This window comes from Rhodococcus jostii NBRC 16295 (assembly GCF_001894825.1).
Lineage (GTDB): Bacteria > Actinomycetota > Actinomycetes > Mycobacteriales > Mycobacteriaceae > Rhodococcus_F > Rhodococcus_F jostii.
Genome location: NZ_BCWY01000001.1, coordinates 58,396 through 79,430 on the forward strand (window position 1 = coordinate 58,396; position 21,035 = coordinate 79,430).

Annotated in this window: 20 protein-coding genes and 2 pseudogenes; 14 read left to right on the top strand and 8 right to left on the bottom strand. The window is 66.5% G+C overall.

Features of this window, described 5'->3' with window-relative positions:
- The first annotated feature begins 58 nt into the window (after nt 1-58).
- Nucleotides 59-1,681 (top strand): protein kinase domain-containing protein, encoded by a 1,623-nt coding sequence (locus RJ1_RS48715; protein ID WP_073357920.1) that lies wholly within the window; start codon nt 59-61, stop codon nt 1,679-1,681.
- On the opposite strand, the gene RJ1_RS00345 is transcribed toward RJ1_RS48715, so the two are convergent.
- On the bottom strand, nt 1,659-2,090 hold the full coding sequence (locus RJ1_RS00345; RefSeq protein WP_083400277.1) for a response regulator: 432 nt from the start codon (nt 2,088-2,090) through the stop codon (nt 1,659-1,661). The two genes, RJ1_RS48715 and RJ1_RS00345, sit on opposite strands and share 23 nt — an antisense overlap.
- A 271-nt stretch (nt 2,091-2,361) precedes the next feature.
- Between RJ1_RS00345 and RJ1_RS00350 the strand changes: the two genes are divergently transcribed.
- The 3 genes from RJ1_RS00350 to RJ1_RS00360 are packed head-to-tail and all read left to right on the top strand — an operon-like array spanning nt 2,362 to nt 4,732.
- Nucleotides 2,362-3,336, top strand: a complete 975-nt coding sequence (locus tag RJ1_RS00350) for an aldo/keto reductase (protein WP_073357922.1) — start codon at nt 2,362-2,364, stop codon at nt 3,334-3,336.
- Complete coding sequence (locus tag RJ1_RS00355; RefSeq protein ID WP_073357923.1) at nt 3,336-4,244, top strand: NAD(P)-dependent oxidoreductase; 909 nt, start codon at nt 3,336-3,338, stop codon at nt 4,242-4,244. The genes RJ1_RS00350 and RJ1_RS00355 overlap by 1 nt, the downstream gene beginning before the upstream one ends.
- Nucleotides 4,245-4,249: 5 nt before the next feature.
- Complete coding sequence (locus tag RJ1_RS00360; protein ID WP_073357924.1) at nt 4,250-4,732, top strand: cupin domain-containing protein; 483 nt, start codon at nt 4,250-4,252, stop codon at nt 4,730-4,732.
- Between the two features lie 645 nt (nt 4,733-5,377).
- Here the strand turns inward: RJ1_RS00360 and RJ1_RS00365 are convergent.
- Nucleotides 5,378-6,934: a GAF domain-containing protein gene (locus RJ1_RS00365; RefSeq protein ID WP_240319567.1), complete on the bottom strand. Its 1,557-nt coding sequence runs from the start codon at nt 6,932-6,934 to the stop codon at nt 5,378-5,380.
- A 224-nt stretch (nt 6,935-7,158) separates the two neighbouring features.
- A complete protein-coding gene (locus RJ1_RS00370) occupies nt 7,159-7,812 on the bottom strand; it encodes an aquaporin (RefSeq protein ID WP_083400328.1) in 654 nt (217 codons plus the stop codon).
- Nucleotides 7,813-8,038: 226 nt separating this feature from the next.
- Here RJ1_RS00370 and RJ1_RS00375 point away from each other — a divergent pair, with 226 nt between their 5' ends.
- The gene (locus tag RJ1_RS00375) at nt 8,039-8,230 is read left to right on the top strand and encodes a hypothetical protein (protein ID WP_240319568.1); all 192 of its coding nucleotides are present in this window, start codon (nt 8,039-8,041) and stop codon (nt 8,228-8,230) included.
- 290 nt (nt 8,231-8,520) lie between these two features.
- Here the strand turns inward: RJ1_RS00375 and RJ1_RS00380 are convergent, their stop codons facing one another.
- Nucleotides 8,521-9,438, bottom strand: coding sequence for a nucleotidyl transferase AbiEii/AbiGii toxin family protein (locus tag RJ1_RS00380; protein WP_073357926.1), 918 nt, complete (start codon nt 9,436-9,438; stop codon nt 8,521-8,523).
- 87 nt (nt 9,439-9,525) lie between these two features.
- Nucleotides 9,526-10,419 carry a type IV toxin-antitoxin system AbiEi family antitoxin domain-containing protein gene (locus RJ1_RS00385; protein ID WP_073357927.1) on the bottom strand — a complete coding sequence of 298 codons (894 nt, stop codon included), beginning with the start codon at nt 10,417-10,419 and terminating at the stop codon, nt 9,526-9,528.
- Nucleotides 10,420-10,711: 292 nt separating this feature from the next.
- On the opposite strand from RJ1_RS00385, the gene RJ1_RS00390 reads away from it, so the two are divergent.
- The 7 genes and pseudogenes from RJ1_RS00390 to phoU all read left to right on the top strand — a co-directional run bounded on the left by RJ1_RS00390 (nt 10,712) and on the right by phoU (nt 14,978).
- Complete coding sequence (locus tag RJ1_RS00390) at nt 10,712-11,626, top strand: DUF2971 domain-containing protein (RefSeq protein ID WP_073357928.1); 915 nt, start codon at nt 10,712-10,714, stop codon at nt 11,624-11,626.
- Nucleotides 11,627-12,108: 482 nt separating this feature from the next.
- Nucleotides 12,109-12,447: a hypothetical protein gene (locus RJ1_RS00395; RefSeq protein ID WP_073357929.1), complete on the top strand. Its 339-nt coding sequence runs from the start codon at nt 12,109-12,111 to the stop codon at nt 12,445-12,447.
- Nucleotides 12,448-12,613: 166 nt separating this feature from the next.
- Nucleotides 12,614-12,862: pseudogene (locus RJ1_RS48720) on the top strand (hypothetical protein); the annotation flags it as partial.
- A 3-nt stretch (nt 12,863-12,865) separates the two neighbouring features.
- Nucleotides 12,866-13,300: a DUF433 domain-containing protein gene (locus RJ1_RS00400; protein ID WP_143048783.1), complete on the top strand. Its 435-nt coding sequence runs from the start codon at nt 12,866-12,868 to the stop codon at nt 13,298-13,300.
- Complete coding sequence (locus tag RJ1_RS00405) at nt 13,242-13,682, top strand: PIN-like domain-containing protein (RefSeq protein WP_255284853.1); 441 nt, start codon at nt 13,242-13,244, stop codon at nt 13,680-13,682. Before RJ1_RS00400 ends, RJ1_RS00405 begins: the two co-directional genes overlap by 59 nt.
- Nucleotides 13,683-13,920: 238 nt before the next feature.
- Nucleotides 13,921-14,262, top strand: coding sequence for a DUF6308 family protein (locus RJ1_RS00410; RefSeq protein WP_083400280.1), 342 nt, complete (start codon nt 13,921-13,923; stop codon nt 14,260-14,262).
- Nucleotides 14,263-14,330: 68 nt separating this feature from the next.
- Nucleotides 14,331-14,978: a phosphate signaling complex protein PhoU gene (phoU, locus tag RJ1_RS00415; protein WP_073357932.1), complete on the top strand. Its 648-nt coding sequence runs from the start codon at nt 14,331-14,333 to the stop codon at nt 14,976-14,978.
- Between the two features lie 519 nt (nt 14,979-15,497).
- On the opposite strand, the gene RJ1_RS00425 is transcribed toward phoU, so the two are convergent.
- Nucleotides 15,498-16,898 (bottom strand): sensor domain-containing diguanylate cyclase, encoded by a 1,401-nt coding sequence (locus RJ1_RS00425; RefSeq protein ID WP_073357933.1) that lies wholly within the window; start codon nt 16,896-16,898, stop codon nt 15,498-15,500.
- 494 nt (nt 16,899-17,392) lie between these two features.
- A complete protein-coding gene (locus RJ1_RS00430; protein WP_073358103.1) occupies nt 17,393-18,235 on the bottom strand; it encodes a class I SAM-dependent methyltransferase in 843 nt (280 codons plus the stop codon).
- 733 nt (nt 18,236-18,968) lie between these two features.
- Between RJ1_RS00430 and RJ1_RS45690 the strand changes: the two genes are divergently transcribed.
- Nucleotides 18,969-19,169, top strand: coding sequence for a hypothetical protein (locus RJ1_RS45690; RefSeq protein ID WP_143048785.1), 201 nt, complete (start codon nt 18,969-18,971; stop codon nt 19,167-19,169).
- A 100-nt stretch (nt 19,170-19,269) separates the two neighbouring features.
- A complete protein-coding gene (locus tag RJ1_RS00435) occupies nt 19,270-19,749 on the top strand; it encodes a hypothetical protein (RefSeq protein ID WP_073357934.1) in 480 nt (159 codons plus the stop codon).
- A gap of 184 nt (nt 19,750-19,933) precedes the next feature.
- On the opposite strand, the pseudogene RJ1_RS00440 reads toward RJ1_RS00435, so the two are convergent.
- A pseudogene (locus RJ1_RS00440) lies at nt 19,934-20,881 on the bottom strand (phospholipase D-like domain-containing protein).
- Between the last annotated feature and the right edge of the window lie 154 nt (nt 20,882-21,035).

Here is a 21,035-nt window from a genome sequence, read left to right on the forward strand (position 1 = left end):
GAGGTGAGTGCATGGGTGCGCGATTGCGAACATCGAGTACCGGGCTTTGAGGTCGCCGATGGCAGAGTTGGATCCACCGGACACTCGGGGTAATCCCGCGCCACCGATCGCGGCGGAACTGGCCGCGGCCGGGTTCGACGATGCGCACGAGGTCGGGCGGGGCGGCTTCGGAACCGTCTACCGGTGCCGGCAGCGCTCACTCGACCGCACCGTGGCCGTCAAGGTCCTCACCTGTGCGCCCGACCCGGACAACCTCGAACGATTCCTCCGCGAGCAGCGCGCCATGGGCAAGCTGTCCGGACATCCCAATATCGTCAACGTGTTTCAGGTCGGCGTCACCGAATCGGGGCTGCCCTACATCGTGATGCAATATCACCCGCACGACTCACTGGCTGCACTGATCCGCAAAGCGGGCCCACTGCGGTGGCAGGACGCGTTGCACCTGGGGGTCAAGATGGCCGGCGCTCTCGAAACGGCGCACCGCCTCGCCACTCTCCACCGCGATATCAAGCCCGCGAACATCCTGCTCACCGACTACGGCGATCCGCAGCTCACCGACTTCGGCATCGCCCGAATCGCCGGGGGCTTCGAGACCACCACGGGCGTCATCACGGGTTCACCCGCGTTCACCGCCCCCGAGGTACTCGAGGGCCAGGCCCCGACTCCGGCGTCGGATGTCTACAGTCTCGGCGCCACGTTGTTTTGCGCCGTCACCGGGCACGCGGCGTTCGAGCGCCGCGTCGGTGAGCAGGTGGTGACCCAATTCCTGCGCACCACCGACGCACCCCATCCGGACCTGGACCGAATACACATTCCCGACGACGTTCGGTCCGCCATCGAGCATGCGATGGCGACCAGTCCTGTGGGGCGGCCCGGGACCGCCGCCGAACTCGGGGACGAGCTCAGACAAGCCCAACGCCGCCACGGACTGACCGTCGACGACATGGCCGTGCCCACACATATCGGCGAGGATCATGCCGACGGCGGACACCAGACCGCACGGTTGGAAGGTGGTGAGAGCCCGGTGACGACTCAGCTGCGGGTGATACTGGCCGACGATGACGTCCTGCTCCGCGAGGGCGTGGCCAGCCTGCTCACACGCTCGGGGTTCGACGTCGTGGGGCAGGCCGGCGACGCCGTCCAACTCCTCGATCTGGTGCGCGCCGCGGCGGCGGACCTGGTGGTGGTCGACGTGCGGATGCCTCCGACGCATACCACCGAGGGGCTGGACGCGGCCCGGGTGGTCCGTGAGGAGTTCCCCGAGGTCGGCATCCTGGTCCTGTCGGCGCACGCCGACGTCGAGAATGCGATGGAACTGCTGGCCAGTGGCCGCGGGATCGGCTACCTGCTCAAGAGCCGGGTCACCGACGTGGAGGATTTCGCCGACACCCTGCAGCGAATTGCCAAGGGGGCATCGGTGGTCGACCCGGCACTGGTGCAGGAGTTGGTCTCGGTCCAACGGCGCGACGATCCGCTGGCCGTGCTCAGCGTGCGGGAGCGGGAGGTGCTGGCGTTGATGGCGGAGGGACGTTCCAACGCGGGCATCGCCCGCCGCTTGTGGGTCGCGGAGGGCACCGTCGAGAAGCACGTGCGCAGCATTCTCACCAAGTTGAGCCTTCCGGGGACCGGTGACGATCACCGCCGGGTCCTGGCGGTGGTCACCTTCCTGGAGGCCCGCTGACCGACACGGCGGGATCGCCGTCCTCCCCGGGCTGGTCGCGGAGCAGGTCATAGATGGCGCCGGCCGACAGGGCGGACTTGGACACGAACCCCACCGCCGGGCTGGCGTCGATCAGGTCGGCGAGGTCCTGCTCGTCGTGGGTGGAGATCAGGATCACCGGTGACGGTGCACATCGCCCGTCGTGGTGAAGCTGCTCGGCGAGGATGAAGCCGCTCTCCCCGCCGAGGTTGACGTCGACCAACGTGACGTCCGGTCGCAGTTCCTCGACACCCCGGAGCGCCTCGGCGCTCGTCGACGCCACGCCGACGACGGTGATCCCCTCCAGTTCGAGGAGATTCCGGGCGGCGTCACGGAAACTCGGGCTGTCATCGACGATCAGACAGCGCAACAGCGTATTTCGCGGAACCATGACGTCAGTGTGCGCTAGCGCCGTATCGGTACGCATCCCGGCTAGCGGGAATTCTGTGCCGCCACAGCTCAGCACCGCGACAACTTGCCACGCCCGATCGGGTCCGCTGCCCGCCGATAGGCGCCACGCCGAGACCGGGGTTTGAGGAGTTGACGAGAAGACCTCGATTCCTGCTAACGGGTAGTGCTGCTTGGGGGCTGGCCGTGGCGACAACTGCTCGCCGGCGCGTAATCGTGGCAGGGACGATGTTCACCGAAACTTGGAGAGCGACATGAAGACCACGACATTGGGACGAAGCGGGCTGCACGTCTCGCGCATTGCGTTCGGCACCTGGCAGCTCGGCGGTGAATGGGGCCGGTTCGACGAGGATGCGGCGATCGCGGCGATCCACCGTGCCCGCGAGCTGGGGGTCAATTTCTTCGACACCGCGCAGGCCTATGGTTTCGGGGCGTCCGAGCGGATCCTCGGCAAGGCACTTCGCCGTGAACTGAGCACCGAGCGCGACGAGCTCGTGATCGCCACGAAGGGCGGCTTGCGCAGGACCGACTCGGGGCTGGTCCGTGACGCGAGCCCCGACTGGTTGCGGCGGGGGGTGGATGCCAGCCTGACGGCGCTGGGGGTCGATCACATCGACCTCTATCAGGTGCATTGGCCCGACCCGGCTGTGCCGGTCGCGGAGACGGCGGGTGCGCTGGCCGAACTCGTCGCCGCCGGCAAGATCGGGCACGTCGGGGTGTCCAACTATGACACTGCGCAGATGGAGGAGTTCGCGGCCACGCTGCCGGTGGAGACGGTGCAGCCGCCGTACCACCTGTTCCGGCGGGATGTCGAGGCGGAGTTGTTGCCCCATTGCCGTGCCCGCGACATCGGTGTGTTGGTGTACGGGCCGTTGGCGCACGGTTTGCTGACCGGAACGCTCACCACGGACACGACGTTCGCCGCTGATGACTGGCGAGGGGCGAGCAGCGTTTTCACCGGCGATACCTATCGGCGCAATCTGGCGACGGTGTCCGCGTTGGCGACCTTCGCGGGTGAGCTGGGCATCACCGTCAGCCAGTTGGCGATCGCCTGGACGTTGGCGAACCCGGCCGTGCACGTCGCGATCGTCGGTGCCCGGCAGGCGGACCATGTCCAGGACAGCCTCGGCGCCACCGAGGTGTGGCTCAGCGCTGCGGACCTCGCCGAGATCGACACGATCATGGCGGCGGCCACGCCGGTCGCCGGGCCCTCCCCGGAGGGTATGTGATGAGCGAGTTTTCGCGAAATGTCGCGGTGTTGGGCACCGGAACGATGGGTGCCCCGATCGCGCGCAATCTGATCCGCGCTGGTTACCGGGTGCGGGTGTGGAATCCCACCACCGCGAAGGCCGCGGAGTTGGCCGCGGAGGGGGCGCACCTCGCATCCAGTCCTGCGACCGCCACCGACGGCGCCGACGTGGTGATCACCATGCTCAGCGACGGCGCCGCCGTCGAAGAGGTGATGACCGGCCCTGCGGGCGCGTTGTCCACACTCTCTACGGATGCGGTGTGGATCCAGATGAGCACCGTAGGCGTCGAATCCTGCACCCGTCTCGTGGACCTCGCGGGCAGGAACGGCGTCGTCCTCGTCGACGCCCCGGTCTCCGGAAGCACCGCCCCGGCCGTGGCGGGGGAGCTGGTCGTCCTCGCCGCGGGGGCACGCCCGGTCCGGTCTCGGGTGGCGCCGATCTTCGAGGTCCTCGGCCGGCGGACTCTGTGGCTCGAGCGTGCCGGTGACGGCAGCCGGCTCAAACTCGCTCTCAACAACTGGCTGGCGGTGCTGGTCGAGGGAATGGCCGAAACCCTCACCCTCAGTGAAGCTCTCGGAATCGACCCCGAGCTGTTCCTGGATGCCGTAACCGGGGGCCCGATGGCGTCGGACTACGCGATGAGCAAGGGCGCGGCGATGCTCGGTGCCGACTTCAGCCCGGGTTTTCCGTTGCGGCTCGCGGTCAAGGATGCCGAACTGGTGTCTTACGCCGCGCGCCAGCTCGGGGTCGAGCTCGCTCTCACCGGTGCGTTGCTGCCGCGCTGGCATGACGCCGTCACCGGCGGCCATGGGGACGACGACGTCGCGTCGGCGGTCACTGCCCCGGCGATGACCGCGGTCGCCACGCGGGTCGACGCACGAGGCTGAGGACCATGAGCAGCGATGACGAGTTCCATCCAGACCTGCAGACGACGAACACCGAGTACGTGGACTCGTCGCTGCGCACCCGGGTACACCATGTCAAGGCGTCGGAGCTGAGCTCCGGGACGGCCCAGACCGAGGGTATGCAGAGATTCGCCGCGATCAGTGGCCGCTCGGTCGGGTCGGAAAAGATCTGGATGGGGGAGACCGTGGTGTCGCCGGAGACGGTGTCGGACAACCACCACCACGGCGAGTCGGAAACGGCGATCTTCGTGCGGAGCGGACACCCTCAGTTCGTCTTCCACGACGGGACAGGGGAGGTGCGCATCGCCACGAGTCCCGGCGACTACATCTTCGTCCCGCCGTACGTTCCGCATCGCGAAGAGAATCCGGACTCCGACACCCCCGCGGTGATCGTGATCGCACGCAGCACTCAAGAAGCCATCGTGGTCAATCTTCCTGAACTGTATGCACTCTCGGAATCACCTGAGTGAACCGACTTTTCTCCGCCGGTCTCTCGGGCGAGGGGAACCGCCGTGTGCTTGTCGCGGCTTACGTGAGCGAGGGCGGGGAGCCACCTGTCCACGTTCGCGCACGTTCTCGGAACTGGCCGTCGTGCACAACCGTGTTCCTGATGGTCACAGAGGGCCGCTCGAGAAACGATCCGTTGGCGGTGTGAGTCAGTTGAGCGGAGGGTGTCACTGGTCCTGGCAGTGATTCCGGCGGCGAGCTCAATGTTCCGCGCGGTCTGCTGCTGGCCGGTACTCCCTGAATTCCAGCTGGTAGGTAGCGGTGATGGGTATCAGCGGTGACGACGGGGATTCGCTGCAGCGCAATGCCTACAATACGTTCGGATCGGCCAACTTAGGAGTACCACCACGAGGATCGGACTAACCTACATCACCCCGGTCTTGGCGGGCCCGGCCAGCTTTGCGCGCTCACCGTTACCTCGCGTCCCCGATCGAGCCGAAACATGGACGAGTCGGCGCCTTTTGGGAGTCCCCGTCGCCGGTCAGCGAGTCGATCGGCCGCCGCAGTGGAGGCAGCCGGTGGTAGCGCGACTTTCGCCGCGGGGAGAGCGAGGGGAGGGGCCCGCGGTGGGCTACTCGGCCTTGGCAGGCAACAGATTCCGCGACTGCTCATGGCGGCGGCCGCCGCGATCGGACCGGTTCGACCGGGATCGTGACGTGCAGCACCGTCCCGTTTCCGGGTTGACTCGTGATCTCCAAGTGTCCGCCGAGAGCCTCGACGCGGTCGATGAGGCCGATCAGTCCTGACCCTTTGCGCGAGTCGGCGCCCCCGACGCCGTCGTCTTGGATCATGAGATCGAGAGTGTCGTCCTCGGCTCGTGCGGACACGTGCACCTCGGAGGCTTGGGCGTGCTTGGCGGCGTTGGTGAGAGTTTCGGAAACCACGTAGTAGGCGGCGACTTCGGCGGATTCGGGCAACGGTCGATCAACGGCGATGTCTAATGTGACGGGGACGGCGGAGCGGCGAGCCAGCGTCCGAATCGCCGAGCCCAGCCCTCCCTTTGACAGTATCGCCGGATGGATCCCGCGGGAGAACTGCTGGAGATCCTCCGAGACGCCGGTCAACCCCGACACGATGTGAGACAGCTGCTCCTTGAGGTCGTTTTGTGGGGGTGGCACCGATGCCTCGGCCTTGCGTAGCTCGAGCCCGAGCGAGACCAGCCGCTGCTGGGCTCCGTCGTGCAAATCGCGTTCCAGGCGACGCCGGGCCTGATCGCCCGCCGCAACGATCCGAGCCCGCGAGGCGAGGAGTTCGGCACGGGTGGCAGCGTTGGCGACCGCGGTCGCGACAAGATCGGCAAAGTCGCTCGTCCGCGCCTCGGTGTCCGCGAGGAGCGGCTCGGGCCGCAACGAACCGACGGCCGCCATTCCCCAAACCCGTTCATCGACAATGATCGGAACCGCCACCGTGGAACGCAGACCCATTTCTCGAAGCCGTGCGGCTACGGAGTCAGGAGCTTTCTGCAGCTCCGACCCGTCCAGGCGTGCAGCCCGCCCGGTGTGATACACCCTCGTTGCGATGTTGTCGCCTTCCGACAAGGTGTGGCGTTCGCCGACACGTGGCGCACGCATGATCCCCGGCGCGGGGGCAGCGACGGCAACCACGGTCGCCATGCCATCGTCGAAGCTGTTCACCGACGCGGTGGCCGCATTCAGGCATCGGGCCAGCTCGTCGGCCACCGCGGAGAACACCTCCGAGGGGCTCGCCCCACGCGCCACTCGGGTTGCCACCCGTCGCAGTGCGGCCTGCTGGTCTGCGAGCACGCCGAGCTGGTCCCGGCTTGCCTCGGCCTCCCGGCGGCGTTGTTCTGCCTCGGCGGTGCGCAGTCGGGCCTGGCCCGCGAGAACGTTGGCCAAAAACGCGATCGGAAGAAAGATGACGATCGCCATCCAGTCCTCGACTTCGCTCGGGAGGACGCTCCCGTTGGTCTCGAGATGGACGTAGACATAGACCAGGGCGCTCGCCAGCGTCGTTGCCACCGAGAGCCCGAATCCCCACCCGGCCGATACCACCAGCACCCCCAGGAGGAAGACCGCACCGAAGGTGTTCCCGGGGGCGAGGTGCTCGAGCAGAAGCACCAGGAGGCTCTCCACCGCGATCAGGGACGCGGCGACCACGATTCCGAGCCACAGCGGCGGGGTGGTCGGGTGTACCAACAGCGACATCACACGAGCGCGCGGCGGGCGTGTAGGTGTTGGCGCGTCAAGATCGCGGCCCGCGGACGTCACGCCTGGCGTGTACGGCGACCAGTTGGGCAGTCGTGACCACTTCCGAGCCATCACGCAAGCCCACATCATATTGCGGACTTGAACAAGGCCGTGACCCGCCCACGGGCGGAGGGTGACAGGTGACCGCAGCGGCGAAACCGGGCCCGTCGGCGGCCGCCACATCATGTGTCGCCGGGGGCGAGCGCGAGTAAGGCGAATCCAGCAGCGGTGCCGGCGCCGGTACTGAGGACAACGGCCGGGTTGAATCCGCCACCGGAGATCGTGCCGACCGCGAACGCTCCTGCCACCACCGTGAATCCAATCATCAGACCGTAGAGCGAGTTGTCCGGTGGGCTGCGGCGGGTGGCGACGTTGAGCACCAGGCAGCACAGGGCGAAGGTGAACAACTGCTCGACCACCCACACCGTCGCTGGGGTGTGGCCGGGCGGGGTCACCGCCGCCACGGTGCCGGCGTGCGCCGGATCGACGAACCCACGCACCGCCGCCGCGGCGAGCAGGCCGGCGCCGAGCTGGACAACGCAGTACTCGGCGGCAGTACGGGGCCCGATCCGGCCGCGCACCAGCGTCACCATTGTCATCGCCGGGTTGTAGTGGCCACAGCAGTGGTGCGCCCGAGCGTAGATCATCACCATCAGGACCGCGCCGAGGGCCAACGGGGCCACCGGGCCGCCCCCAAGCGCGGCGGCGCCGACCGTGAATACCAGCAAGAACGTGCGGATCGACTCCACCGCGTACTTCATCCCCGGCCGTCGGGTGAGCAGAGCGGTGGCCTGTTCGCGGGTCACCACCTCGACGGCGTCCGGTGAGGGGACCATGTCCACGCCTCCTGCAAACTTGGTTCCGGGGGGCTTCTAGAATCGCCGCCCGGCGCCGCCCGTGTCGTTACCACTGGCGCCTATCTGCGCCCCCCGGTCAGCCCCACCAGGCGCATACCTGCTAGCTGCAACGCCTGTCCGGGAGGTCGGACCCTGCGCGGTTCGTGCTCGCGATCCTCTCCCGCTGCGGTGGACCGGCCGGGATCCGGAAGACAGACCCCACCCTGTGGCGCACCGCGGAGGCAGCGGCAGCACCGCCGGGGGGATCGATTCGACCGTCGTGTCGGACGATGTGCTGCCGGTGCGAGTCGATCCGATCATCGTGTTGCAGGATGTGCTCCGCCGCCCGGGCCCCGACACAGCGGACGCCGCCGAGCATCTGCGCCGGGCAATCCTGGAAGGAAAATGGCGTGGCTGACGTCGTCCGCCGTCGCCGGTAGCGAGGACTTGCATGCGAGCGGGCTCGCTCGAGGTTATCTGGAGTGGGACCCCGCTTGGGTGGACACCTCGTGTAGGAGGTAGTTCGTCATCGGGTCGCCGCCCAATGTTGGATTTTCTTTGATCGAGCGTGGGCTATTTGACTGGACGACTTTGAGGGCCCGCGAGTACTTCCCCAGTCGCCTGTGCCGCGACATATGCAGGGCGGCTTCGCCGTCGCTGACGGTAGGACCGACGGGCTACGTGAGCTTCCGACCGTCGGGACCGAGGCTAGGGCAGGGCAATCCAGATCGCGGCGTTCGGGTCCCAGGACGCGGTCTTGATCTGGTTTGAGAGGACGGGGTCGAGCGCTGCTCCGACAAGCCGTAGTGCGCCCTCGAGGTCGGCTGCTGTGGTGGGCAGACTCGGTACGGCGCGGGCGGTCCTGGCGTAGCCGGCGACCCACTGACCGGCTGGACTCGACATGGTCGGGGGCAGTGTGAGTCCACGGCGTTGGGCTTCGTGCGCGAGCGCGTGGCCCACAGCTTCGGCGTCGAATGACCAGCAGGACACGATGAAGGCGAGATCGACCAAATCGTGATAGCGCGACGAGGGGTTCTTTGCCTCGCCGTACAACCCGTACATTGCGCACACCTTGTCCGCGATCTGGGACGGGAGTGGATACAGGGCGAATGTCGGCATCGCCGCCAGCTCGTCCATCGTCACCACCGGCCGCGGCTGCTGATAGTCGATCGGTCCGATCGGCAGAAGGTCGGTGGCCAGGTCGATGGGGAACGCATAGAGCTGTTCAACTCCGAGGTACACATCAACTTTCAGGGTGGCGCCCGCGACGCCGCCGGTCATCTCCGCCGGTTCGTCTCGTACTTGGAAGCGGAACGGATCCAGGTCGCTGACTCCGGCCGCTGACTTCAGCTCAGCCACCGCATCGTCGAGTTCGGCGTCAGTGTGCAGGAGGTCGATGTCGCGGCTGTAGCGGGCATCCGGGAGCCGCACGATCAGGGATGCTCCGCCTTTCAACAGCCATCGGTCGCCGGGTTGTGAGAAGACGCGAACGAGGAAACGCTGAAGGTAGAACTCCCGATGCAGGTGCTCGAACACGCGGCCGCGTTCCTTCGACTCTTTCTTGAGTCGATCTTTGAGGGACCGTTTGAACGCCGCCGGCGTGCGTGCAGCCGAGCTTCTCGGCATGTGTGTCTCATCATCTCTCGAATGGGGAAGGCGCAGAAGCTGATCGTCGGGTGCGGACTGCGAAAGGAGGGTGCCCCGCGGACCGCACTATTGCCGGTCCGTTGCCCGCCGCATCGCTGCTTGCGACTGGTCGACTGCCGGCAGGTCGATTGCCTGCAGTGCGTTCCGAACCTGGTGAACGGTAGGGCTGTTCGCTACGGCGAAGGCGTCGCGGATGTGGTCGAGGCTGGGGCTGCTGGCCACGGCGAAGGCATCGAGGATTCCCTTCTGGTACACCGGCGTGAGATCCAGTGCTCCCTGGGTGGCCAGATGCTGACCGAGGGCGCGGGTCGACTTCGGGATGCCGGCTTCGGTGAGGAACCGGTCGAGCAGGCCCGAGCCGTCACCCAGCGCCGCACCGTACCTGTGGGCATACGGCCGCAGCACCGCGCTCACCTCGTCGGCGTCGGCGCGATTGGTGGTGAGTGCATCCCGGACGATGCCCGCGAGATGACCGCCATCGAGTTGATCGGCAGCAAGATCTGCGATCGTGACCAGCACGGTGGTCACCGGCAGGCCGCCCACGAGCGTCCACTGATCGGGGGCGTACGCCCGGACGTGGTAGCGGACATCGGAAAGACGTGATTGCCGCCGACGGGGCGTGGCGAATTCCATGACATCTGCGTCGAGGTCACCGAGGTCGTGCAGACGCGCGGCCGAGCGGCGACTGACGATCGCCGGGTGAGCGGCCTCCAGGCGCTCACCCGCGGTCTTGTGCGGGTCGATCATGAGCCAGGCAGCGCGCAGCTGTTCGTCGGGCGCGCTCGGCGCACCGCTGATCCGGTACACGCCATGCCGCAGCCGCTCGACCGCGCCGGAGTTGGCCAGCCGAGCGACCTGCTGGGCGGAGAGATCGAGGTCACGCGCTTGCGCCATGGTGAACAGGCCCCATTGCCCGCCGGCAAGGTCCGCCAGGTCTAGGATGCGAATATCACTAGGCATGCTGCAATAATAACATCATGGAGGTAACTATTGCAGACCGCATGACGATTGTTGCATCCCGGGGCTTGCGTTAGTAGATAAGCCCGGTGGCCTTGTTCGGACTGGCCGGGACTACAGAAGGGTTCGGGAGGCCGCACCCAATCTTCCCTCGGCCGCACCAATCGTTTTAGTGGTTGAACGAGGATGCCTGCGGCTGCAACTGCGTCCGCGGCGGAGATGATGGCCGTTTCGATGAGGCTGGCGTATTGCAAGCGCAGGTGGGCGCGCGATCCGCGGCAAATAGGATCATTCGGTGCACAACGAAGATCACGACGATGACATCCTGTATCACTACACGTCGACAGCGGGGTTGCTGGGCATCCTGTCTCCAGTGGGGCAGCCCTCCGGGTGGGACGCGAAGATCACCACCACCGCAGGTTCGTTCTCGTTGTGGGCGACAGACGTTGTCTACCTCAACGACACAAAGGAACTGCAATACGGCCGAAAGCAACTGCTGCGAGAGCTCCGAGCACCGGTCGCTCCAGGTAGCGCAATGGACGGGACGGTCACTTGGCTGGAAGGAGTGCTTGGTGGCCACCTCGACGACCCATTTGAGGTGGCCTCGGACATCTACGGCCCGGACCGGCTCAACTTCTACGCTGCGTGTTTCTGCGAGGACGGCGATCTACTGAGCCAGTGGCGCGGGTATGGCTCTGACAAGGGGTACGCAATCGGCTTCCGGAAGTCAGCTCTGGAGGGCATGATTCGCCGGGCGGGTCACCCCCTGGCCGTTATGCCTGTCGATCCGCTCTCTCCGGTGACACGCCTTCGCAAGGTCGAATATGGCGACGCCGCCCAGATTCTCCAAGATGCCGCGAAGACAGTCGTTGCGAATGAAATGACGGACCAAGAGGCAATGCAGCTGTGCCTTGAAGCACTCGCGCAGGTGAAGTCGCCAGCATTCGCAAGTGAGCGCGAGTGGCGGCTGTTCGATCTCGATCGGCAGAACTACACGCCATGTGAATACAGGGTGGGGCCGACTGGAATCACACCGTATGTTCGATTGATGTACTTCGCGATGCCGGGAATGCCAGCCCCAATCGTCAATGTACGCGTGGGTCCTGGCGCCGACATGGAACTTCGGTCGAGGGCCGCCGAACAGCTATTGAGGCAGAGGGGATTCGGCAATGTGGAGGTCATTCCCTCGAGAATCTCGTATCGAGGGTAGGTGCGGGTAGCGGTTCGTGCGAGCGTGATGAAGATGAGCGCGAGGAGTTGGTGACCACCCACCCCCAGTTCCCGCGGCGGCCGGCGTCTGGGGGGGTGAGAGGGTGCGGGGGTATGAGGTTCCGGCTGCCCACCACCCTTGCGACGGATTCGGATGTTGCGGCGATTGCGGGCTGAACGCGCTTCTGAAGGCGGTGGGGGGCCGGACCGGGACCTGGTTCGGCGAACTCGACCCGCTCGGTCCGGGGTGGCCCGCTGGGATCTAGGTGTCGGGGAGCCGATCTTCGCCGCAGGTTCTCCTAAATTGGAATCGACAGAGCATTCGCACAGCGCCGCAGATTCATTCACGCAGCGTATTGACAGATCGACCCGCTTCGAGGAGCAAATGGATGCGGTGCTGAGCTGGCGATGGGTCTAACCGCGCGCCGTTCTGGAGGCGCTCGTGAACGAGTTCCCGCATCTTGACAAGGGGATCTGGACCGGATGCGCGAGGAGTGCAAGCTCCTCCGCCGGCGGCTGCGCGGCAAGAGTGTGCACGGGGGCAAGGTCGCTTCCATCGGGCTTGTCCCCGGCGTCGCCATAGGCGGTGGGCAGTACGTCTCGGTAGAGCCGCAGGTTGACTGGGGCGGCGCGACGTTGGCCGGAATGGCCGCCCTGAGTGATGGTGCGATTGCCGCGGGTGGGCTTGGTTCCGCCGGGAACACCGTCCTAAACGCTGAGTTCGGTGGCATCGCCGGAGCGGGCGTCCTCCCCTCCACGGCGTCACGCGTCACTGGGGAGATGATCTCGCGCGGACGAATAGGGAACTTCCTGGTCCGGTGAGTTGAACTGGCTGACGATATGTCCTCGGGGGCACGCGACTGACCTCCTCGTGGTGGGTGCAGCCTGCCACCACGGGGGGATCCTGCCGCCGTACAAACGTCGCGGATGCGAGACTGTACGGATCTGGCAGTGCTACATGCGATACGAGAGGAGGACCGCGACCGAGATGACGCCTACGGTGACCACCCCTGAGTACGCGACCGACATCCGTTATCGCTCCGGAATCTGCACCCCGAAACAAGCAGCACGGATAGTTTCCATGCCTGTGAATACCGTCCATTCTTGGACGAAGTCGACTAAGACTCGACCAGCGATGGTGCATACGGTGAGGAACCAACGCAAAGGGTGGCCCACGGTCCCCCTGGTCGGCATCGTTGAGACTTGGTCAATGCGGGCATTGCGCACAGCCGGTGTTCCGATGTCGAAGTTGGTAACAGTGGCGGACGGTCTTCGGCACGAGTTCTCGGATCCGTATGTGCTCGCACGGCCGCTGTTGTTCACTGATGGAATCGATCTCTACCGTCGCGAGCGTGGCGACCTCTTCCGGGTGGAGGACGGCCAACAGCCAATCGAGCGTGTCATTGAAGACTATCTACAAAGAATCGATCGCGACGACGACGAGCAGCCGACAGCGTTTCGTCTTAGCCTCCACGGCGGTGTCGAGTTGACTCTCGATCCTCGGTTCAACGGTGGACGTCCATCGCTATTGCGAAGTCGTGTTCCGGCGTTCGCGATTTTAGGAGCGCTCGAGGCAGGCGAACTACCGACTGTGGTGGCAGCAGACTACGGCTTAGATGTGGCGGAGGTGCTGGCAGTTGAGCAAGCGGCTGAAAAGCTCGCGGAAATCGCGTAGACCGGTCGTACTCCTTGATCGGTGCATTCCCCCCGGTGTGGGAAAAGCGCTCACCCATTTCGATATCGAGCACCGAACACTAGATGACATCTACGGGCACGGGGTAGGACAAGACATTGAGGACGTGCGGTGGATCGAGGACAGCGCCGCTGAAGGTCTGATCGCTCTCACCCAGAACTTTCGGATTGCCAGGGTGCACCACGAAGCCGAGGCGATTCGCACGTTTGGTGCGCGCGTACTGTCATACCACCGGGCCTCCCTTACAAAGGAAGCGAAGGCGCTGATCTTGGGTCGGCACATGCAGACAGTGCGCCGCCTGCATGATCATTCAGGTCCTGCCTTCTGGCGGGTATCGCCGCTGAATGTCCTCCGCGACATTTAGTGACCTTGATCGCGGGCCCGCGCCGAGCCGTTCAGTGGAACCAGACCCATCGGCTTATGCCCAGCAGGTGCCAGTGAACTTCGACAGCCCGGGCGTCGGTACTGATCCGCGAGCAGACGGCGTGTCGAGACCACCCCGGCTACATTGCGGCTGCCGACCACCCTCGCGACGGACCCGGACGTTGCGGCGATCGAGGCGCTGAACGCCCTTCTGGCGGCGATAGGCCCGGATCGGGACCTTGGTCGACGAACCGGACCCGTTCGCCCCGGGGTGGCCCGCGTGGGACCTGGAAACGGCGCTGTGGGCGTTGCCGGGGATCGGCCGGACGAAGGCAACGAAGCTGATCACCCGTAAACATCCCCGGCTGTACCCGATTTGGGTCTCGGTCGTCAGTGCGGTCCTGGGCACCGGGCGAGCACATCTGAACCCGGTCTGGGAGGCCCTCCGGGCCGACGAGGGGGCGTTGCATCGCCGGTTGCTGTCGCTCCGCGGGGAGGCGGGCCTCCCCGAAGGGATCTCGGCGCTGCGGGTGTTTGATGTGATCGCGTGGATGGACGGGGAAGAATCGTGGCCTGGGTGAGCGTTCTGACCGGGAAAGATGACATGTCCCGGTGTGCTGTCTTCGAGTAGTGCACGAGGATGATGGGTATGCGGATGAAGTTTCACGAGCAGCTCGACGAGCTGACGGACCGGTTGGCGTCGATGTGCCGGCTGGCCGGGGATGCGGTCCAGGCGGCGACCGAGGCCCTGGTGCTGGCTGACCTGCCCCTGGCCGAGCGGGTGTTCGACCTGAACGACCAGATCGAGGAGCTGCGCGGTCCGTGTGAGGACCTGGCGATGGCGCTGTTGGCGTTGCAGGGCCCGGTGGCGCGTGATCTGCGTCAGGTTGTCACCGGTGTGCACCTGGTGGCGGATCTGAGCCGGATGGGTGGGCTGGTGCAGCATGTGGCCGAAAGCGTCCGCCGGCGTCATCCCGAGCACGTCGCTTCCGGTGAGGCGGAGGAATTGCTCTCCCATATGGGGCGGGTGGCGGCCGAGTTGGCCGGCCTCGCCGAACGGGTCCTGCGCACGCACGATCCCGAACTGGCCGCCGAGATCGGCAGACGCGACGACGAGCTCGACGACTTGCATCGACGGCTGCTCACCTTGATCGAGGATCCGGCCTGGACCGGCACCATCCCGGCCGCGGTCGATGTGACCTTGTTGGGGCGTTTCTACGAGCGCTTCGGTGACCACACCGTCGTGGTCGGGCGCCGTGTGATTTTCCTCGTCACCGGGGAACAGATGCCCCTGTAGGTCGTCCCGTCACGGTTCGCGTCGCCGCCGATCCGAGTGTGGACTTCGCCCTGCCCGTTGGTGTGCGCGTTCCTGCCGATGGCGGCAATGGTGGTGTGGTTCTTCATGTCGATGGAGCTGTTCTTCACCCCCGACTGAACCTGCTATTCGGGTTGTTCGAGGGCGTCGGTGATGCGGTCGTGAACCGGAGGTGTCGAGGTTCTGGCCGGCGGTGCGGGCGGCCGCGTGGGCGCGGGTGTATTCGTCGTCGCTGAGCTGAATGTGGTGCGGTGGGGTCTGGTGTGGGCCTGTGGGCGAGTTCGCGTCTGGGGTGCTCGCGCATCTCGCTGATGCACCGCGGGTGTTCGTGCCGACCGAGGCCCGGTCGCAAGCATCCGCTCCCCGGAGCCTGGTGGGGGCAGGTCAGGTTCGGCGACGCTCGGCTGGCCTGGGTGGCGTGCTCGGTGCTTCGGTAGGAACACTCTGCGGCACAATGAATGTCGGTGGCGGTGTGCTTGGGTGCGGGGGTGGGGGTTCGTGTCAGGGGGCGAGGGTGTAGCCGCTGCCGGTGGTTTTGGCTTCATACATGGCGGCGTCCGCGCGTCGGATGAGCGTTACTCGGGTGTCTTCCGGTCGGGCGAGGGCGATGCCGACGCTGGCGGTGTAGCGAAGTTCGCGTCCGGTCGAGTCGGGTCCGATGTGTAGTTCGGTGATGCGGGTGGCGAGGGCGATGGCCTCCTCGACGGTGGTGGTGTCGGGGCAGACGATGAGGAATTCGTCGCCGCCGATCCGGGCCACGGTGTCGGTGGGGCGTATGACCGATTGCAGTTGTTCGGCCAGCCGGATGAGGGCGTCGTCGCCGACGGCGTGGCCGAGTCGGTCGTTGAGGGTCTTGAACTCGTCGAGGTCGATCAGCAACGCCGCAACCGTGCGCCCGCTTCCGCGTGCGGTGTCCAGGGCGGCGTCGATCTGCTGATGCGCCAGGGCACGGTTCGGTAGCCCGGTCAATGAATCGTGCAGGCTCAGATGCCGCAGCGCCTGCTCTGCCTCGATGCGCCGGATCGCCGCGGCCAGCACCGCGGTCACCGAGCGCAGGAACATCACCTCCCGGTCGGAGTATTCGCGGGGGCGGGCACTGTGCGCGGTGAGCACACCCCACACCGTGTCGGCGCCGATGGGAACGCAGACCCCGCTCCGTAACCCTCGGGTATTCATGGCTTCGGTCGCGAACCGGTGCTCGCCGTACCGGTCGGGGCAGATGATGATCTGATCGGTGGCGGCCGCGTATCCGGGCTGGGAATCGGCGCCGGGGGCGAAGGTTTCCGGGACGGGTGGTTGACCGCGGTAGGCGAGCACCCGTAATGCACCGCCCGGCTCCTCGGCCCGGGCCACCGAGGCGCAGTTGACTCCCACCAACGCGGCGGCTGCGTCCGCCGCGGCCACGAGGACGTGGTCCAGGTCGCCGTCGACGGCGAGCCCACTCAGGTCGGCGAGGGCGCGTTGTTCGCGGACCCGGTACGCGGCCGCCTCCAACGCCGTGTGCAGGCGCTGTTCGTGCTCCTGCGCAGTGCGCAGGTCCTGGGCGATACATGCGATCACCGCAGGGCGGTTCTCCGGACTGCGCTCGACCACGAAGGTGGACAAGGTGACCGGGATCGGTTCACCGGTCAGGAAATGCCGAAACTCCGACCGGCCCTCCCACCGGCCCTGATCGAGCAGGGCCGATTCCATGTCGGGGGCCTGCACGAATCCGACGTCGGTGAAGAATTCCGGTGCCCAGCGGGCGGCGACGGCGGCCTCGTCGGTCAGCCCCATCAGCTGCATCCCGGCGGGGTTGAGGTAGCGCAGGCGTCCGGTGTCGTAGTCGGCGATGGCGACCAGGTTCTGGGCATGCTCGATCACCGACAGCAACATCCGAGCCTCCGCTGTTTCCGGTTTCATCCTGGCCGTCCTCCCAGCCTCGATGTGCGGCGCCGCCATGGTGCCCACCCTTGCAGGTCGAGCCTTCGCATTGCTTGTGATGATTCGAGTGAACACCGACAGGTTCGATCAGTCGATGGGCGATGCCTCCAGATCGCGGGTGCACCGTCCCTCGCTTGCATCGTGACGGTGCCGGTGGTCGGGTCCAGTTACGTTTTCGGGTTCGGCGTTCGGGGCCCGTCGATTCCCGCACCGCCGCCTACGTCCGCGGCAGATTCGAGACAGAGGTCGAATCAGGAGGCAAACCCAACAGGCGAACCGATACCCGGCCGAAGACCGGGGCGGCGCCTCCAACAGGCCTCGATGCTCGTAGTCCCGCAGCGTCTTCCGCATTCACTCCGGCGCGGGCGGCGACCTCCCAGTGGTACGCATGCCGCCATTCTCAAACTCTGCGGCGAAGGCGGTGAGTTCCGCGATCCTGGGACCCGCTGCCGGTGAGCGAGGGCCAATGCGGGCTACCGCTTGCGTGCGGTGATGAGCAGGTACTCGGCCTCGTAGAGTGTCCGACCGTGCGCATCGGCCCGATTCCATGCGGTGAGGAACTGCAGGAAATCTCGCTCGAGGTTCGCGATCCGATCCGGGTCCGCGGCGTTGTGGTGGTACGCGGCGATCGTCGGGCCATAGTTGCGTTTCCAGAACTCCCGGAACTCGGTCGGGTCTGCGAAGCGGTCGATCACGAGCGACTGGCGGTGCGCGTCGAGCGCGGTCACCCGGTCGCCGAACAGGTCGCGGACGTGTTGCTCGTCGCCCCACAACGGCGGCGGGGTCGCACCGCGGGGCGGGGGCGGTGCGTAGGGTCCCATGGCCTTGAACAGGTTGCCGATCAGGCCCTGCGGTGTCCAGTTGATCATCGCGATGGTGCCGCCGGGCCGGCAGACTCGCAGCATCTCGTCGGCGGTCTGCCGATGGTGCGGCGCGAACATGGCTCCGACGACCGAGATGACGGCGTCGAAGCTGTCGTCGTCGAACGCCAACGCCTCTGCGTCGGCCTCGACCCAGTCCAGCTCGACGCCGCGCTGGGCGGCGATCGCTCGCCCGGCGACGAACAGTTCCGGCGTCAGGTCCGACGCCACGACGGTGGCGCCGCGTGCGGCAGCCGGGATCGCGGCGTTGCCGCTGCCGGCGGCCACGTCGAGCACCCGCTGGCCGGAGCGGATATCGGCTGCCTCCACGAGCACCTCGCCGAGGGTCGGGATCAGCTCGGCGGCGACGGTCGGGTAGTCGCCGGAGGCCCACGACGCCCGGTGCTTGGCCTTGAGCGTGCGGTCGGTGTCTGAATCGGGGGGAATGGTGGTCATGAAAGTGTCCTCGTACTCGATGTCGGGTGCCGGGATGTCGGCACACCAATAGACGACGGTCGGTTCGGAAGGATGCACGCGAGGTGATCGGCATGGTCGCCTACGTGCGACTGATGCCTCGACTCATTGCCCCGAACCGGGGCACCGCCAGCCCGAGTCGCTGGCGGAGTCCGCCTCAGGAAGCCTGATTGCGCTGCCGGGAACCCGCGCGGGTCTGAAGGTCGGCGACAAAGTCAAGGTTCATGCCGAGGGCACCTCGGTGTTCACGATTGTGAGCATTGACGGCGACGAAGCGCTGATCGAGTCGGTTCTCAGCGCCCCGGGGACCTACCCATTCCACTGCAAGCTTGAACGTCTCGTCCCGGTCGAGTCCTGAAATAGCCAAAAATGCGCCCGGAGCTGCTCAGATGACACGCCCCGATTTCGGGATGATTCTCAGCGGTGCAGGGCGGTGACCGGATCGCGAATCTGGGTGCGCTGCTCGGTGTCGAGGCCACGGACTCGGGGCCGATTTCGGCCTCGAGCGAGGTTCTGAGCCACGTCGAATACCGCACCGCGAATGTCCTTACGGCGCTGTGTGGCTAACTGGTTCTGCTCGTGGATAACTCGGTCGTTGTGGCCGGCGATCATGACGCACGGCACTTTTGACGGCCGGGGCCTGGCCCGCGTGGGCCACCACTGTCGGACGGGTTGTGCCATGCTGGGGGCACAGTGACGAAGTCGCGGGGGTGACATGACTGTTCATACGTTGGTGCGATCCACAGGCAGGCGTGGATGGACGTTGCGGTGCGATCTGTGCGAGCACACCTTCGCCGCTGCCGTCGCCAGTCAAGCTCAGGCGGTGGCCTTCGCCGAGACGAACGGGTGGATCGTCGGCGAGCGCACGTGGTGCCCGATGTGCGCGGCGGCCCACACCTCCCGCCGCACAGCCTGAAGTCGCCGGTCCACAGCCGTGACCCGGGACTCGGGGGCGGTTGCCGGGCTGTGAGGATGGATTCGAGGATTTCGTCTTGCATTGAAGGGAACAGGGTCTGATGGGGGAGCTGGCCGCGGCGAGCAAGGTACATGTGATGGTGTCGTACTGGTGGAGCCGCGGCGACGGTCTCGCCAACCACCAGCTCGGCCAGATCCTCACCCGCGCAGCAGGCATGGGTGTGGTTGACATCACTGACCCGCAGTCGCTCGATCGGGCGCTGCGGATCGCGGTCGCCGATCCCGCGGTGCTGGCCGAACTGGACCAGTGGTGGCAGATGGTCGAAACCCGCAGGGCCGGAAACGGCACCCGCAACCCGGGTCTGGGTCTGGAGACGTCGATTCGGTACCTCACCGACCGGCTCGACGCCGCCGCCGTCACACCGGAGGCGTTCGGCGAATGCCGCCGGCAGGTCGCCGCGGTCGATCAGACGATCATCAGCGCGAAGAACCTCCCCGAACTCGCGCACCCGGACGCGGAGATGCTCGACCTCCTCGCCCGCTACCTCGAGGCACGTTCCCGAGTTCTCGCCCTGGCATGACGACCCCACCCGGGTGAGCCGACGCCAAGGCGCGAGCCACAGGGTTGGACCGGCGAACCGCCACCCGCGGAAGCGACCTGCCAGCATTGCCAGCAATGCGTGCATTGCCGGCGATAATGGCAGGTCGGTGACTAGTAGGGACGTGTTGTTCCCGCTGGTAGAAGCCTCTATTGGTCGGGATAAATCAGAGGTTCCAGAGTTGGAGCAGAGCGGTCCGCAGGCAGGGGGAGGCGATCCGGTGATCGGCCAGGAGCCGGGGGTTGGGGTGCCCGAGGTCGGCGAGGGTCTGCTCGGCCTCCGGCACCGGGATGGGGGAGAGGTCGGCTCGGCTTCGCAGGAGGTGACCGACGGCGCCGCGGGCGTGGAGGATCGCGATCGCCTCGGAATCCACGACCGCTGGGGGGTAAATCCACTCGTTGTCGGCGGTGACGAAGATCAGGACGTCACCGCGCTCGAGGCGGGTGTCGGATTTGTTGTGGTGGAACCATTCGAGATGGTACTTCGCTGCCGGCCCGGCAGGGCCGCGATGCCGGCGGGCCTGCGTTGCCCACGTGTGCTGCTCGGTAGGACCGGGTGTGTAGTCGACGGTGTGTCGAAGAAACATCCGGGGGATCTTGGCGGGCAGGAACCCGGGGTCGGCGCGCCCGCGGCTCGTGACCCCGGGCAGCGGTCACGCCCGACCGATCTGCCACTGCGCGGTGGCGTTGTCGAGGAACGTCTGGTCGACCTCGGTGATCTCCTCGATGTCGTCGATGAACGCCCGCACGGCGGTCACGACCTCCGGGTCGTCGGTGATGACCGCGGCTTCGTCGGCGAGGGTGGAGCTGTGGGAGGCGTTGGCGGAGCCGATGACCGCCCGCCGGTCGGTGGCGATGACATTGGCGTGCAGGTTCGGTGACGACAGCACCCGCACCCCGGCGTCGAGGTAGTAGGCGAGCGCGACCGGGGAGGTCGCGTGGGCGCGCACCGCGGCGCGGGAAGCGTTGACGACAAGAACATCCCCGGCGCGCAGCGGCAGCAGGGTGGGTGCGTCCTGGCCGAGGTGCGCGATCGCAGCACGGCGGGGCCCGCGCGTGCGGATCGCGCGGGTGATGTGCGGCCACGGACTCGGCCCGTGGAAGGCGGTCCCCATAGTCAAAACGGTAGCGGGTGCGAACACCCGGCTGGGTGGATCCGGGTACTACCGGCAGTCTCGCGGATAGTGCCCGGAGCCAGCCGCTGAACTGCGCAGATGACACGTCCCCTTCCCCGAGGAACTGACTCGAGTAGTCCGTTACTGGTGAAAC

Coding starts and splice junctions, on each gene's coding strand:
- RJ1_RS48715 (WP_073357920.1), top strand. CDS start 59: ATGGCAGAGTTGGATCCACCGGACACTCGGGGTAATCCCGCGCCACCG.
- RJ1_RS00345 (WP_083400277.1), bottom strand. CDS start 2,090: ATGGTTCCGCGAAATACGCTGTTGCGCTGTCTGATCGTCGATGACAGC.
- RJ1_RS00350 (WP_073357922.1), top strand. CDS start 2,362: ATGAAGACCACGACATTGGGACGAAGCGGGCTGCACGTCTCGCGCATT.
- RJ1_RS00355 (WP_073357923.1), top strand. CDS start 3,336: ATGAGCGAGTTTTCGCGAAATGTCGCGGTGTTGGGCACCGGAACGATG.
- RJ1_RS00360 (WP_073357924.1), top strand. CDS start 4,250: ATGAGCAGCGATGACGAGTTCCATCCAGACCTGCAGACGACGAACACC.
- RJ1_RS00365 (WP_240319567.1), bottom strand. CDS start 6,934: ATGTCGCTGTTGGTACACCCGACCACCCCGCCGCTGTGGCTCGGAATC.
- RJ1_RS00370 (WP_083400328.1), bottom strand. CDS start 7,812: ATGGTCCCCTCACCGGACGCCGTCGAGGTGGTGACCCGCGAACAGGCC.
- RJ1_RS00380 (WP_073357926.1), bottom strand. CDS start 9,438: ATGCCGAGAAGCTCGGCTGCACGCACGCCGGCGGCGTTCAAACGGTCC.
- RJ1_RS00385 (WP_073357927.1), bottom strand. CDS start 10,419: ATGCCTAGTGATATTCGCATCCTAGACCTGGCGGACCTTGCCGGCGGG.
- RJ1_RS00395 (WP_073357929.1), top strand. CDS start 12,109: ATGCGCGAGGAGTGCAAGCTCCTCCGCCGGCGGCTGCGCGGCAAGAGT.
- RJ1_RS00400 (WP_143048783.1), top strand. CDS start 12,866: ATGTCGAAGTTGGTAACAGTGGCGGACGGTCTTCGGCACGAGTTCTCG.
- RJ1_RS00405 (WP_255284853.1), top strand. CDS start 13,242: ATGTGGCGGAGGTGCTGGCAGTTGAGCAAGCGGCTGAAAAGCTCGCGG.
- phoU (WP_073357932.1), top strand. CDS start 14,331: ATGCGGATGAAGTTTCACGAGCAGCTCGACGAGCTGACGGACCGGTTG.
- RJ1_RS00425 (WP_073357933.1), bottom strand. CDS start 16,898: ATGAAACCGGAAACAGCGGAGGCTCGGATGTTGCTGTCGGTGATCGAG.
- RJ1_RS00430 (WP_073358103.1), bottom strand. CDS start 18,235: ATGACCACCATTCCCCCCGATTCAGACACCGACCGCACGCTCAAGGCC.
- RJ1_RS45690 (WP_143048785.1), top strand. CDS start 18,969: ATGACTGTTCATACGTTGGTGCGATCCACAGGCAGGCGTGGATGGACG.
- RJ1_RS00435 (WP_073357934.1), top strand. CDS start 19,270: ATGGGGGAGCTGGCCGCGGCGAGCAAGGTACATGTGATGGTGTCGTAC.